The organism is Sulfurimonas sp. (genome assembly GCF_034005705.1).
Classification (GTDB): Bacteria; Campylobacterota; Campylobacteria; order Campylobacterales; family Sulfurimonadaceae; genus Sulfurimonas.
On the sequence record NZ_JAVEUF010000005.1, the window covers coordinates 21,631 to 34,983 of the forward strand.

Annotated in this window: 13 protein-coding genes; 12 read left to right on the forward strand and 1 reads right to left on the reverse strand. The window is 38.2% G+C overall.

Going from position 1 to position 13,353, the window contains the following annotated elements; all coding sequences use genetic code 11:
• Position 1: 1 nt before the first annotated feature.
• The 11 genes from RBR61_RS03800 to lgt all read left to right on the forward strand — a co-directional run bounded on the left by RBR61_RS03800 (position 2) and on the right by lgt (position 11,409).
• On the forward strand, positions 2-1,192 hold the full coding sequence (locus tag RBR61_RS03800; protein WP_320342202.1) for a UDP-N-acetylglucosamine 4,6-dehydratase: 1,191 nt from the start codon (positions 2-4) through the stop codon (positions 1,190-1,192).
• Positions 1,192-2,328 carry a LegC family aminotransferase gene (locus tag RBR61_RS03805; RefSeq protein WP_320342203.1) on the forward strand — a complete coding sequence of 379 codons (1,137 nt, stop codon included), beginning with the start codon at positions 1,192-1,194 and terminating at the stop codon, positions 2,326-2,328. The genes RBR61_RS03800 and RBR61_RS03805 overlap by 1 nt, the downstream gene beginning before the upstream one ends.
• Positions 2,325-2,900: an acetyltransferase gene (locus RBR61_RS03810; protein ID WP_320342205.1), complete on the forward strand. Its 576-nt coding sequence runs from the start codon at positions 2,325-2,327 to the stop codon at positions 2,898-2,900. Before RBR61_RS03805 ends, RBR61_RS03810 begins: the two co-directional genes overlap by 4 nt.
• Complete coding sequence (gene neuB / locus RBR61_RS03815; protein WP_320342206.1) at positions 2,897-3,895, forward strand: N-acetylneuraminate synthase; 999 nt, start codon at positions 2,897-2,899, stop codon at positions 3,893-3,895. Before RBR61_RS03810 ends, neuB begins: the two co-directional genes overlap by 4 nt.
• Positions 3,892-5,058, forward strand: a complete 1,167-nt coding sequence (neuC, locus tag RBR61_RS03820; RefSeq protein WP_320342207.1) for a UDP-N-acetylglucosamine 2-epimerase — start codon at positions 3,892-3,894, stop codon at positions 5,056-5,058. The genes neuB and neuC overlap by 4 nt, the downstream gene beginning before the upstream one ends.
• Complete coding sequence (locus RBR61_RS03825; protein WP_320342208.1) at positions 5,055-6,101, forward strand: nucleotidyltransferase family protein; 1,047 nt, start codon at positions 5,055-5,057, stop codon at positions 6,099-6,101. The genes neuC and RBR61_RS03825 overlap by 4 nt, the downstream gene beginning before the upstream one ends.
• Positions 6,101-6,829 carry an acylneuraminate cytidylyltransferase family protein gene (locus tag RBR61_RS03830; protein WP_320342210.1) on the forward strand — a complete coding sequence of 243 codons (729 nt, stop codon included), beginning with the start codon at positions 6,101-6,103 and terminating at the stop codon, positions 6,827-6,829. Before RBR61_RS03825 ends, RBR61_RS03830 begins: the two co-directional genes overlap by 1 nt.
• Complete coding sequence (locus RBR61_RS03835; RefSeq protein WP_320342212.1) at positions 6,826-7,830, forward strand: polysialyltransferase family glycosyltransferase; 1,005 nt, start codon at positions 6,826-6,828, stop codon at positions 7,828-7,830. Before RBR61_RS03830 ends, RBR61_RS03835 begins: the two co-directional genes overlap by 4 nt.
• 107 nt (positions 7,831-7,937) lie before the next feature.
• Complete coding sequence (gene hemN / locus RBR61_RS03840) at positions 7,938-9,305, forward strand: oxygen-independent coproporphyrinogen III oxidase (RefSeq protein WP_320342214.1); 1,368 nt, start codon at positions 7,938-7,940, stop codon at positions 9,303-9,305.
• A 2-nt stretch (positions 9,306-9,307) separates the two neighbouring features.
• Entirely contained in the window at positions 9,308-10,591 is a 1,284-nt protein-coding gene (locus RBR61_RS03845; RefSeq protein ID WP_320342215.1) for a (Fe-S)-binding protein, read from the forward strand.
• Entirely contained in the window at positions 10,591-11,409 is an 819-nt protein-coding gene (gene lgt, locus RBR61_RS03850; protein WP_320342216.1) for a prolipoprotein diacylglyceryl transferase, read from the forward strand. Before RBR61_RS03845 ends, lgt begins: the two co-directional genes overlap by 1 nt.
• Here lgt and RBR61_RS03855 read toward each other — a convergent pair.
• Positions 11,399-11,944 (reverse strand): DUF2062 domain-containing protein, encoded by a 546-nt coding sequence (locus RBR61_RS03855; protein ID WP_320342217.1) that lies wholly within the window; start codon positions 11,942-11,944, stop codon positions 11,399-11,401. The two genes, lgt and RBR61_RS03855, sit on opposite strands and share 11 nt — an antisense overlap.
• A gap of 100 nt (positions 11,945-12,044) precedes the next feature.
• Here RBR61_RS03855 and RBR61_RS03860 point away from each other — a divergent pair, with 100 nt between their 5' ends.
• A complete protein-coding gene (locus RBR61_RS03860; RefSeq protein ID WP_320342218.1) occupies positions 12,045-13,352 on the forward strand; it encodes a DEAD/DEAH box helicase in 1,308 nt (435 codons plus the stop codon).
• Position 13,353 lies beyond the last annotated feature (1 nt).

Below are 13,353 nucleotides of genomic sequence, written 5' to 3' on the forward strand. Positions count from 1 at the left end.
TATGAATAAAATATTAAAACTAATAGGCAGAGAAAAAGAGCTTTTCATTGATGATATAAATAAGCACGATGCCGAACTGAAGAAGATAGTCTCATCATCATCTTTTTTAGTTATCGGTGGAGCAGGTTCTATCGGTCAGGCAGTCACAAAAGAGATATTTAAGCGCAATCCTAAAAAATTGCACGTTGTAGATATTTCCGAGAACAATATGGTCGAGCTAGTACGTGATATAAGAAGCTCTTTTGGGTATATAGATGGCGATTTTTCCACATTTGCACTTGATATTGGTTCAGTAGAGTATGACGCATTTATAAAAGCTGACGGAAAATATGACTATGTTCTGAATCTGTCTGCTCTAAAGCATGTGAGAAGCGAAAAAGACCCCTTTACGCTTATGCGCATGATTGAAACAAATGTTTTTAATACTGATAAAACACTGCAGCACTCTATTGAAAACGGAGTAAAAAAATACTTTTGTGTTTCAACCGATAAGGCCGCAAATCCGGTAAATATGATGGGGGCAAGCAAGAGAATTATGGAGATGTTCGTTATGCGCAAGTCAAAACAGATAGATGTCTCTATGGCTAGATTTGCAAATGTTGCTTTTAGTGACGGGAGCCTGCTTCACGGCTTTAACCAACGCATAGAAAAAAACCAGCCTATAGTCGCGCCAAATGATATAAAAAGGTATTTTGTAACGCCTCAGGAGTCAGGTGAACTTTGTTTGATGAGTTGCATATTCGGCGAGAATAGAGATATCTTTTTTCCAAAACTAAGCGAAGATCTGCATCTGATAACTTTTGCGGACATAGCAGTCAAGTATCTTAAAGAAAAGGGGTACGAGCCCTATCTGTGCAAGGATGAAGATGAAGCGAGAGAGTTGGCAAAAACTTTGCCTGTAGAGGGTAAGTGGCCTTGCCTTTTTACTCCAAGCGATACAACCGGTGAAAAAGACTTCGAGGAATTTTTTACAGATGCAGAAACTCTTGATATGGACAGCTTTGATAACCTAGGAGTTATAAAAAACGAAGCTATATATGAAGAAAAACTTTTAAATGATTTTGAAAGAACAATCAAAACTTATAAAGAAAACCTTTCATGGACAAAAGAAGATATTGTCAAAGAATTTCATATAATGATACCTGATTTCGGTCATAAAGAGACCGGTAAATATCTTGATGGGAAGATGTAATGCAAAACATAGTTGATTTCATCAAAAAAACTTTTAATACTACGGAGTTTATATCGCTTCATGAGCCGCGATTTATAGGAAATGAAAAAAAATACCTAAATGAGTCCATTGACAGCACTTTTGTCTCTTCTGTCGGCAAGTTTGTAGATGAATTTGAGAAAAAAATCGCAGAGTTCACAGGTGCTAAGTATGCAGTTGCTACCACGAACGGAACATCTGCCCTTCATATATCGCTTCTTTTGGCAGGTGTAGAGAGAGATGATGAAGTTATAACACAGCCGCTGACGTTTATAGCAACTTGCAATGCCATAAGCTACACGGGAGCAACTTCGGTTTTTGTGGATGTAGATTTGGACACTATGGGTTTAAGCCCAAAATCGCTCAAAGAGTTTTTAAGTGAAAATTGTGAGATAGTAGATGAGAGATGCAAAAATAAAATAAGCGGTAAGACCATAAAAGCTTGTGTTCCTATGCACACTTTTGGTCATCCTTGCAGGATCGATGAGATAAAAGAGATCTGTGACGCTTGGCATATAGCACTGGTTGAAGATGCAGCCGAAAGTTTAGGAAGCTACTATAAAGAGAGACACACCGGAACTTTCGGGCTTCTTGGAGCGATCAGCTTTAACGGAAATAAGATCATAACTTCGGGAGGCGGCGGATGCATAATCACGAACGATGAGACTTTGGCAAAAAAAGCAAAACACATCACAACAACCGCCAAGATTCCTCATAGATGGGAATACTCACACGATATGATAGGCTACAACTACAGGCTCCCAAATATAAATGCCGCACTCTTGGTTGCACAACTCGAACAGCTTGAGGTTTTTTTGCAAAACAAAAGAGTTTTAGCGGATGAGTATAGAGAATTTTTCAAAAATCAACATGTAGAATTTGCAACAGAACCTGATGACAGCAGATCAAATTATTGGCTAAATGCGATCATCTTAAAAGATAGAGGGCAAAGAGATGAGTTTTTGGAGATTTCAAACAACAACGGCGTTATGACAAGACCTATCTGGACACTGATGAACAGGCTTGAGATGTTTAAAGAGTCTCTGTGCGGTGATTTGACAAATGCAACTTATCTTGAAGATAGAGTCGTAAATATCCCAAGCAGTGTGAGAGTATGATGGAGAACATTATCCTGACCGGCGGCGGCGGACACTGCAGAGCGGTTATAGATGTTATAGAGATGCAAAACAGATATGAGATAGTTGGCATAATTGATAAAAAAGAGTTGATAGGGCAAGATGTTTTAGGGTATAAAATAATAGGCTGTGATGATGATTTAGAGACTATATTTCAAACTTGTAAAAACGCGGCAATAACTGTTGGACAGATAAAATCAAATGAGATTAGAGTTAAGCTGTTTGATAAACTGAAAAAAATAGGTTTTAATCTGCCGGTAATTGCCTCTCCGCTTGCCTATGTTTCAAAACACTCATCTATAGATGAAGGAACTGTTATAATGCATCATGCAGTTATAAATGCAAGTGCAAAAGTGGGTGAAAACTGTATTGTTAACACAAAAGCTCTCATTGAGCATGATGCCGTAGTAGAGAAGAACTGCCACATAAGTACCGGAGCAATTGTAAACGGCGGCGCAGTTGTCAAAAAAAATACTTTTTACGGAAGCAACGCGACTTCAAAAGAGTATGTTGAAGTAAGCGGATTTATAAAAGCAGGAAGTGTGGTAAAATGAAAAAAGTATTTATAATTGCAGAAGCTGGTGTTAACCATAACGGAAGCATAGAGCTGGCTAAAAAGCTCATAGATGCTGCAGTTGAAGCCGGAGCTGATGCTGTTAAATTTCAAACATTCAAAGCTGAAAAATTAGTAAGCAAAAATGCTCAGAAGGCAGAGTACCAAAAGCAGACGACAGACAAAGCCGAGTCGCAGTTTGATATGATAAAAAAGCTTGAGCTTGATGAGGCAACCCATCATGAGCTGATGAGCTATTGCAAGAGTAAAAATATAATATTTCTCTCCACACCGTTTGACCACGACAGCATAGAACTTTTAAACGCTTTGGGGCTTGAGATATTTAAAGTCCCAAGCGGAGAGATAACAAACCTGCCGTATCTCAGACACATCGGAAAGCTAAATAAAAAAGTGATTCTCTCAACAGGTATGGCAGACATAGGCGAGATAGAAGATGCTTTGGATGTACTTGAGGAAGCTGGGACAAAAAAAGAGAATGTCACAGTTTTACATGCAAACACCATGTACCCGACACCGATGAAGGATGTAAACCTTAATGCCATGGTTACTATAGGCAATACTTTTGATGTGTCTTACGGCTACAGCGATCATACTTTGGGCATAGAGGTTGATATTGCCGCAGTTGCGCTTGGAGCTAGTTGCATAGAAAAGCACTTTACGCTTGATAAGACTATGGAAGGACCAGACCACAAAGCCTCTCTTGAACCAAAGGAGTTAAAAGAGATGGTAAAAGCTATAAGAAATATTGAACTTGCACTTGGAAGCACTGTTAAAAAACCAAGCAAGAGTGAGATGCCAAATATGCAGGTCGCCAGAAAGTCAATTGTCGCAGCTTGTGGGATCAAAAAAGGCGAAGAGCTTAGCGAAGATAAACTAGCCGTTAAAAGGCCAGGAAATGGGATAAGTCCTATGAGATGGGATGAGATCATCGGAACTGTTGCACAAAAAGATTATCAAGAAGATGAGATGATATGAAGAGAAAAATTTGTGTAGTAACAGGGACTCGTGCTGAATATGGCTTGCTTTACTGGTTAATGAAAGAGATAGAAGCTGATAAAGATTTAGAACTTCAAGTTGTAGTTACCGGAATGCATTTAAGTCCTGAGTTTGGACTGACATACAAAGAGATAGATAAAGAGTTTAAGATTGATAAAAAAATAGAGATGCTTCTATCTTCTGATACCTCAGTAGGAATCTCAAAATCTATGGGGCTGGCGCAAATAGGTTTCGCAGAGGCTTATGAAGAGTTAAAACCAGACATTGTGGTAGTTTTGGGTGATAGATACGAGGTATTTAGTGCCGCTAGTGCCGCTATGATAGCACGCATTCCCATAGCACATCTACATGGCGGAGAGACGACGGAGGGTGCTTTTGATGAGCCAATACGCCATAGTATCACAAAGATGAGTCATTTACATTTTACGGCTACAGAGGAATATAAAAATAGAGTCATACAACTGGGGGAGCATCCAAATAGAGTTTTTAATGTCGGCGGAATGGGAATAGAAAATATAAAAAGATTTAAACTATTAAGTAAAGAAGAGTTTGAGAAATCAATTGATTTTAAATTAAATAAAAAAAATCTCTTAGTGACTTTTCATCCAGTAACATTAGAAAACTCTACAGCTAAAAATCAGTTTCAAGAACTTTTAGAAGCTGTAGATGAACTAAAAGATACACATATTATTTTTACAAAAGCAAATAGCGATACTGATGGAAGAGTTATAAATACTATGATTGACGAATATATATCCAAAAACTCTCATAAATCTATTGGTTTTGCCTCATTGGGACAATTACGATACTTAAGCGCTTTACAATTTGTTGATGCAATGGTGGGGAATAGCTCTAGCGGACTTGCTGAGGCTCCTAGCTTTCAAATAGGAACCATAAATATAGGCGATAGACAAAAAGGGCGCATTAAAGCTAATAGCGTCATAGATTGCGAGCCGAATAAAGAAGCAATAAAAAAAGCATTTGAAAAACTTTACTCAAAAGATTTTCAAAAATCACTAAAAACGCTAGAAAATCCATACGGTGAAGGATGCGCAAGTGAAAAAATCGTTAAAGAGATAAAAAAAGTAGATTTAAAAGATATTTTAAAAAAGAGATTTTATGATTTAGAAGGTATAAAATGAAAAATATCCAAAACATAAAATTAAATAAAAACTCAACTATAAAAGAAGCATTGAAAATAATAGACAGCGGCGCTATGCAGATAGCTTTGGTTGTAGATGAAGATAATAAATTGATAGGCACTTTAACTGATGGTGATATAAGAAGAGGTCTGCTAAAAGGGCTTGATTTAAATAGTTCTATAGAAACTATTATTTTTAGAACTCCTACGATCGCAAAAGTTAGTGATACAAAAGAAGAGATTTTAAAAATTGCATTAGCCAAGAAACTGCACCAGATTCCAATAGTAGATGATAGTGGAAAAATAGTCGGTATTCAAGAGATAGAAGAGCTTATAAAACCAAAAGAAAAAGCGAATAAAGTGGTTCTTATGGTAGGCGGACTTGGCACAAGGCTTAGACCCCTTACAGAAAACACTCCAAAGCCGATGCTTAAGGTTGGGAACAAGCCAATACTACAAACAATCGTGGAAAAGTTCGCAGAGTATGGATACACAAATATTGTGATGTGCGTAAATTACAAATCTCACGTAATCCAAGACTATTTTGGCAACGGAAGTGCGTTTGGCGTGAACATTGAGTATGTATTAGAAGAACAACGGATGGGGACTGCCGGGGCTCTGGGTCTTTTAAAAAAGAAGCCAACTGAGCCGTTTTTTGTTATGAACGGCGATTTGCTTACCAATGTAAATTTTGAACATCTGCACAATTATCATATTGTTAATAATTCAGTTGGAACAATGTGCGTTAGAGAGTATGATTTTCAGGTCCCTTATGGGGTGGTTAATATTGAAAACAGTAGAATTCTCTCCATCGAAGAGAAGCCGGTTCATAAATTTTTTGTAAGTGCCGGAATATATATGCTTTCGCCTGATATTTTAGAGCATATACCGCAAAATGAGTTTTACGATATGCCTACACTATTTGAGAAACTTATATGTGAAAAGAAAAATATAATATCATTCCCGCTTAGAGAGTATTGGCTTGATATAGGGCGAATAGAAGAGTACGAGAAAGCTAATGAAGAATATGATGGAGTGTTTTAGTGTATAAAGGTAAAACATTTTTAGCGATTATTCCGGCACGTGGCGGGAGCAAAAGAGTACCTAGAAAAAATGTTCTCGATTTATGCGGAAAACCTCTTATAGCTTGGAGCATAGAGGCTGGACTTAAAAGTAAATATATAGATAAAGTAGTTGTTACAAGTGACGATGAAGAGATATTAGATATATCAAAATTATATGGAGCTAAAAGTATCAAAAGACCAGGTGAATTGGCAAGTGATACGGCTACAACATTCGATGCCATAAAGCATGCTATAGATAATGTTGAAAAATATGATTATATTATTCTTTTGCAGCCAACAAGTCCATTGAGAAATGAAAAGCATATTGATGAGGCGATAGAGCTGCTAGAGTCAAAAAAAGCTGATGCAGTTATAGGTGTGTGTGAAATGGATCATAGTCCGCTTTGGAGTAACGTTCTACCAGAAGATGGAAGTATGAGTGATTTTTTAAGAGATGAAATAAAAAACAAAAGAAGCCAAGATCTAGATAAATATTATAGGTTAAATGGGGCCATTTATATTTGCAAAACAGAAAAATTTTTAGAGAATAAAGGATTTTTTCTTAAAAAAAACATATTTGCTTATGTAATGGACAGAAAAAGCTCTGTGGACATTGATGAAGAGATTGATTTTGATATAGCAATGGCTATAATTGGAAAAAGTAAAATAAACAACAAGTCAATAAATTATAACATGAGAGATGTTTGAAAAATTTATTCATTGTTAGCTCTCCTTTTCAGTGTATAAGCGCATTAGAGGCAAAAACACAGTTGGCACTAGAGAACAATATAATAGTAGCTGTCTATTACTCTAATGATGGAAGTAATACTCATAAGCAAATGAGAGAAATTTTTAAACTTTCTGAATGGAATGAGATAGTTGAGATAGGTTTAGAAAGAAAAAAATCAAAATACTTTGAGTATATTTCAATAATTAATAAATTGAAACAATATGAATACAAAAATGTTTTTACTGGTCATTTTGGTCAGTTTCAAAATATTTTATTGTCAAATTTAATAACAAGTAAAATTTACGCGTTAGATGATGGGTCGGCAACATTAAGATGGCATAAAAGTGAATTGAACCCAAATATTAAAAGTGAAGTGAAATTTTCGAAAAAAATGAAGATACTGAGGTACTCTTTGATCGGATTGAAAACATATTTTGACAGAAAAAGAGTAAATTATTTTACAATGTTTGATTTGAAACCATATTATGGTGAGACTATTGTTCAAAATAAATTTATTTTTATGAGAAGATATACAGCAAATAAAACAGTAGATAATAGTACGGTTTATTTTATTGGTCAACCATTATATGGTGAGAAACTTGTTGAAAAAAATGTTTATTTTGAATTTTTAGAAAATATAAAAAGATATTTTGTAAAACAAAACAAAAAAATTATTTATATTCCACATCGCAGGGAAGAAAATTTAGAAGAATTTGGCAACATTATTGATGACAATTTTAAAATTCAAAGACTACCTACCTCTGTTGAGATACATCTACTTAGTTTAGATATTTTGCCGGCAGGTATCTGTTCTTTCTATTCAACGGCTCTTTTTTCAATTAATAAAATTTTCAATATAGACACGATAGCTGTTTATTTAAACAGTGAATTTTTAAATTATAATCAAGATGGAATAGAAAATACATACGATGAGTTTAAAAAGAATAATATTAAAATTTTAAAGCGAGAAGATATATAGGTTTTGTTTTAAATAACAATGCTAATAAATGACTTAACCATATTTTCAACACTTTTTAGAGATAATCGCTCTATTTTTAAATATAAACAATAGTAATAAGGACGCATATGCTAGATTTTGCAAAATTCACAAAGTACTCAAAGCCTGGGCCTCGCTATACGAGCTATCCGACGGCGTTGGAGTTTAGCGACTCTTTTGGTTATGATGAGTATATACAAAAGCTTGAGCAGCAAGATTCTTCTCGTCCTTTGAGTTTATATTTCCACCTCCCTTTTTGTAAAAATGCTTGTTACTTTTGCGGATGTAACGTTGTCTTTACTTCCAAAGAGGACAAGATGCTGCGCTACATAGACTACCTCAAAAGAGAGCTTAAGATACTATCCTCACATGTAAACTGCAATAGAGAAGTGATCCAGATGCACTTTGGCGGGGGAACACCGACATTTTTCAGCGCAGCGCAGCTAGAAGAGGTCATCAAAGAGATAAAATCTTTTTTTCCGAATTTTGTAAAAGATGCTGAGGTCAGCTGTGAGATAGATCCGCGCCATATTGACGAAGACCAGATGAGAGTTCTTGCCGAGAACGGATTTAACCGTGTAAGTTTCGGTATTCAGGATTTTAACGAAAAGGTTCAACACGCCATCCACAGGATCCAGCCTTACGAGATCACAAAAAATGCTATGGATCTGGCTAGAAAATACAATATGGTCTCGGTAAACGTTGACCTTATCTACGGACTGCCGTATCAATCACTGGAGACTTTTAAAGAGACGCTCGCTCTTGCCATTACTCTGGATCCCGATAGATTTGCGGTCTTTAACTATGCTCACGTTCCTTGGATGAAGAAGACTATGCGTAAGATCGATGAGACAACGCTTCCTCTTCCTGATGAAAAACTGCGCATTATGCAAGAGACCATCAATTTTCTTACCTCGAATGGTTATAAGATGATAGGAATGGACCACTTTGCCAAGCCTGAGGATGAGCTTTTCAAGGCGATAAAAAAGGGTGAACTTCACAGAAACTTCCAGGGTTACACTACAAAAGGCGGCGCTGATCTTATAGGAGTCGGTCTTACTTCCATCGGCGAGGGAGTTGCACACTATGCCCAAAATTTCAAAGAGATGAGAGATTATGAAGAAGCTATAGATGCAGGAAGGCTTCCGTTTGAGAGAGGTATTGTCCTAAACGATGATGACCAGATCAGACAGTATGTGATCATGGAGCTTATGAGCAACTTTAAACTTGATATCAAGAGATTTGAGAAGCTTTTTAACACTAGCTTTAAAGAGTATTTTGCAGATGCGATTGAAGCGCTAAAACCTTTTGAAGAAGATGGGTTATTGACCATAAACGATGATTTTATAGAGTGCTCAGAGACGGGAACTCTACTGATTAGAAATATAGCAATGCCGTTTGACGCTTATATGAAAAAACATGCGGCAAGCTCTAAAACATTCTCTAAAACGGTATAGCAATGAGCAAAACTGCGCAAGAAATCTTTAACTTTGGCGCTACGACCGATGAGTGTATAAAGTGCGGAAAATGTATTCCGGTCTGTACAATTCACAACGTAAATGCTGATGAAGTAACATCTCCAAGGGGCTTTTTAGACCTTTTGGGAGCTTATCAGCGCGGCAATTTAGAGCTGGACAAAAATGCAAAAGACATCTTTGAGAGCTGTTTTTTATGTACGGCCTGTGTCGAGGTGTGTCCAAAATCGCTTCCTACAGATATGGTCATAGAGCAGGTGCGTTCAGACATAGGCGAGAAGTTCGGTATCGCATGGTATAAGAGAGCCTTCTTTTTACTTCTTCGCCACCGCTGGCTTAACGACCTGGCATTTAAGCTCGGCTGGGTATTTCAGACATGTTCGTTTAAGATTCAGGCAAACAAGGACTCTATGACCTCACGTTTCAATCTGCCTATGTTAAAGGCTGACAGGATTCTTCCGAGCCTTAAAAAAGTGTCGTTTTTAAACTCGCACGAAGAGAACATAGACAACGGCGGCAAAAGAAAAGTGGCCGTTTTCATAGGGTGTCTTGGTAACTACAACTACGTAAACGTCGGAAATTCGCTTTTGGAGATATTGGAGCATTTAGAAATTGATGCATTTTTGGCAAAAGATCAGAAGTGCTGCGGAGCGCCTGCTTATTTTACGGGTGACTTCTATACGGTCGATCACAATGCAAAATTCAATATAGAGTATTTTGAGAGTTTTAGCAAAGATGTCGAAGCTATTATTATTCCAGAGGCAACATGTTCGGCGATGATAAAGATCGACTATGAGCACTTCTTTCACGACCAGCCTGAGTGGAAAGCAAGAGCTGTTGCACTTAGAGAGAAGATATTTATGGCGACTGAGTGGCTAGATAAACATACCGAGCTTAGCAAGATACTAGCATCGAAGAAAAAAGATCCAAAAATAGTAACCTACCATGACCCTTGCCATGCAAGAAAGATGCAGGGCATTTATGAAGAGCCTAGAAAACTCATAGGTAAGAACTACGACATAGTTGAGATGAGTGATCCCAACAGCTGCTGCGGTTTTGGCGGTGTGACGATGCAGAGCGAGAAGTACCACTTTGCAAAAGCTGCCGGTGCGCCTAAGGCTGCCATGATAAATGAGACCAAGGCTGATGTGGTGAGCTCGGAGTGCAGCGCGTGCAGAATGCAGATAAACGCCTCACTCGGCTATACCGATACTAAAACAGTATTTAAGAACCCTATAGAGCTGATAGCCGAGGCATTAAAAGAGTAATGTCGGCATGGAATAACATATACGAGACATTCGATCCCGTAGCGTTTCATCTCTTTTCTATCCCTGTGCACTGGTATGGGATCATGTATGTTTTGGCACTCCTCAGTGCCCTTTACATAGGAAAATATTTTATAAAAAAAGATGCTCTTGATTTTGGCAAACAGGGTATAGACATCTATTTTATCTATGTGGAGATAGGTGTAATACTGGGTGCGAGACTAGGCTATATACTCTTTTACGATCCAAATACTCTCTACTATCTCTCTCATCCATGGCAGATATTCAACCCCTTTGTCGATGGCGAATTTGTAGGCATAAGAGGTATGAGCTATCACGGAGCGGTGCTAGGCTTTTTAATTGCGACATATCTCTACTCCAAAAAGCACAAAATAAAGATCGGCAAGATAATGGACTTGGTGGCTATCAGCGTACCTCTTGCATTTGTCTTCGGACGTATAGGAAACTTTTTAAACAAAGAGCTTATAGGCCGTGAGACGGACGTGCCTTGGGGCATATTGGTAGATGGTGTCCTTCGCCATCCGTCACAGCTCTATGAGGCGATATTAGAGGGTTTTGGTGTTTTTGTGGTGGTATATCTCTTTAGAAGACTCCAGAGCTACAGCGGAGAGCTTATCTTGGTCTACGGCATAAGCTACGGAACATTCAGAGCGATCGCGGAGATCTGGCGCGCACCGGATGTTCAGATAGGTTACGTCTGTTGCGACTTTATAACGCAAGGGCAGGTTATGAGTCTGGCTATGAGTCTGCTGGGTATTATTGCCTGGGTCTATTTTAAAAAAAGAAGCGTTAAGGCTTAGGCTCTTCCTGCTCGGATGAGTTCGTCTCTTTATGTCTGTTTCTTTTAAAAAAACCGTTTTTTCTAAGATCCTGGTCTTTTTTAACCGAGCTTCTCCAGAGATGGTTTACAAGATAGTATGCCAAAGATGAGAACGTGACAGAGTAAAAAGCAGTTCCTACATATAGCGGAATAAATATATTGCCCAGATTGTCACTGAACCACTCCAGAGTCATCTCGACAGGCGTGGTCTCCATCCCAAGCAGAAAACTTCCCGTTAGATACTCTATATAGTACATAGCAGGCATTGTAAAAGGGTTGCTAAGCCAGCACATAGCCAGAGCGATAGGTACGTTGAACCTTACAAACGGTATGACGGCGACGACTGCTAGCATCTGCATGGGCATAGGGATGAAAGCAATAAAAAGCCCTATGAAAACTGCACGCGAGACCATCTTCCTGTTTGCAGAGAGATACTCTATAGGTATTTTGTATTTATCGGTAAATGCTTTTAGTTTTTCATGCGCACTTAAGTTTTTGAACGTCTTTCTTATCATTGGTTACGCCGTTTTGAAATCTGTGGTGATTATAGCCACAAAAAACTTATTTTTTTAATAATGTGCTAAAATTGCGCTATTAATTGAAAGTAGGTAGATAATGTCATTCGAAAAACTCGGAGTAATCAAACAACTTCTTAGCGCCGTAGAAGACCTGGGCTACAAACAACCTACAAATATCCAAACAAGAGCCATTCCGCTGGTTTTGGCAAAAAGCGATGTTTTTGCAACCGCTCAGACCGGAACTGGAAAGACAGCGGCTTTTGGGCTTCCTATGATCCAAAGACTAAGAAAAACATCGGCTGATGAGAACAGAGTGCTCAGAGGTATCATCCTCTCTCCAACAAGAGAACTATCTTTACAGATTTACGATGATCTGCAGGGCTTTGCAAAAAATATGCCTCTAAATATTGCCGTATTGGTTGGCGGAAAAGATCTGGACTATCAAAAGAGAGTCCTAAAAGAGGGTGTCGATATAATTATTGCTACACCGGGAAGAGTGCTGGAGCATATAGAGAAGGGGCTGGACGTCTCAAATGTAGAGATATTTGTGCTTGATGAAGCGGACAGAATGTTGGATATGGGGTTTGTAAAAGAGATAAAAAAGATACATCCTCTTTTGCCAAAAAGACATCAGACGCTTCTTTTTTCTGCTACTTACAGCGAGAAGGTGAGAAAGCTCTCAAAACTTATACTCACAAAACCTGCTTTTATAGAGGCTTCAAAGAAGAACTCGACCGTTGACACCATAAATCAGGTGGCTTATCTGGTAGATACAGACAAAAAAGCCCAGCTTTTGGCTTATGTGATAGGCTCTAGAAACTTTCGACAGGTGCTTGTCTTTACAAGAACAAAAGCGAGTGCAGACGAACTTGTGGTAGAACTCAAAAAAGACGGACTTAAATGCGGGGTCATTCACGGAGATAAAACTCAGGCGAACCGCCTAAAGACCCTAAACGATTTCAAAGAAGGAAAAACAAAAGTTCTGGTCGCAACCGACATCGCTTCAAGAGGACTTGACATAGAGGAGCTCCCTTTTGTTATAAACTATGAACTCCCCTCAATTCCTGAAGATTATGTCCACAGAGTCGGACGAACAGGCCGTGCAGGACGGGACGGAGTGGCAATAAGCCTTATAGACATCTATGAGAAGTATGATATAAAAGCCATAGAGAAGCTAATCGGGATGAAGATACCGCAAGAGACGGTAGAGGGTTTTGAGCCTGATCCTACCATTCGAAGAAAAGATCAGGATGAGATAACACTAAAGAGCGAACACAAAAAAGCAGAGACAAAAAGAGCTAAAAAACCCTACAAAAAACCTCAAAAAGTCCAAAAGAGCGAAAAAGGCGAGAGCTATAAAAAGCCGGTAACTACAAAAAAAAGAAAAACGACAAAGCGCGGTTAAT

Excerpts from the sequence above, each read along its gene's own strand:
- RBR61_RS03800 (WP_320342202.1), top strand. The coding sequence starts at position 2 with ATGAATAAAATATTAAAACTAATAGGCAGAGAAAAAGAGCTTTTCATT.
- RBR61_RS03805 (WP_320342203.1), top strand. The coding sequence starts at position 1,192 with ATGCAAAACATAGTTGATTTCATCAAAAAAACTTTTAATACTACGGAG.
- RBR61_RS03810 (WP_320342205.1), top strand. The coding sequence starts at position 2,325 with ATGATGGAGAACATTATCCTGACCGGCGGCGGCGGACACTGCAGAGCG.
- neuB (WP_320342206.1), top strand. The coding sequence starts at position 2,897 with ATGAAAAAAGTATTTATAATTGCAGAAGCTGGTGTTAACCATAACGGA.
- neuC (WP_320342207.1), top strand. The coding sequence starts at position 3,892 with ATGAAGAGAAAAATTTGTGTAGTAACAGGGACTCGTGCTGAATATGGC.
- RBR61_RS03825 (WP_320342208.1), top strand. The coding sequence starts at position 5,055 with ATGAAAAATATCCAAAACATAAAATTAAATAAAAACTCAACTATAAAA.
- hemN (WP_320342214.1), top strand. The coding sequence starts at position 7,938 with ATGCTAGATTTTGCAAAATTCACAAAGTACTCAAAGCCTGGGCCTCGC.
- RBR61_RS03845 (WP_320342215.1), top strand. The coding sequence starts at position 9,308 with ATGAGCAAAACTGCGCAAGAAATCTTTAACTTTGGCGCTACGACCGAT.
- lgt (WP_320342216.1), top strand. The coding sequence starts at position 10,591 with ATGTCGGCATGGAATAACATATACGAGACATTCGATCCCGTAGCGTTT.
- RBR61_RS03855 (WP_320342217.1), bottom strand. The coding sequence starts at position 11,944 with ATGATAAGAAAGACGTTCAAAAACTTAAGTGCGCATGAAAAACTAAAA.
- RBR61_RS03860 (WP_320342218.1), top strand. The coding sequence starts at position 12,045 with ATGTCATTCGAAAAACTCGGAGTAATCAAACAACTTCTTAGCGCCGTA.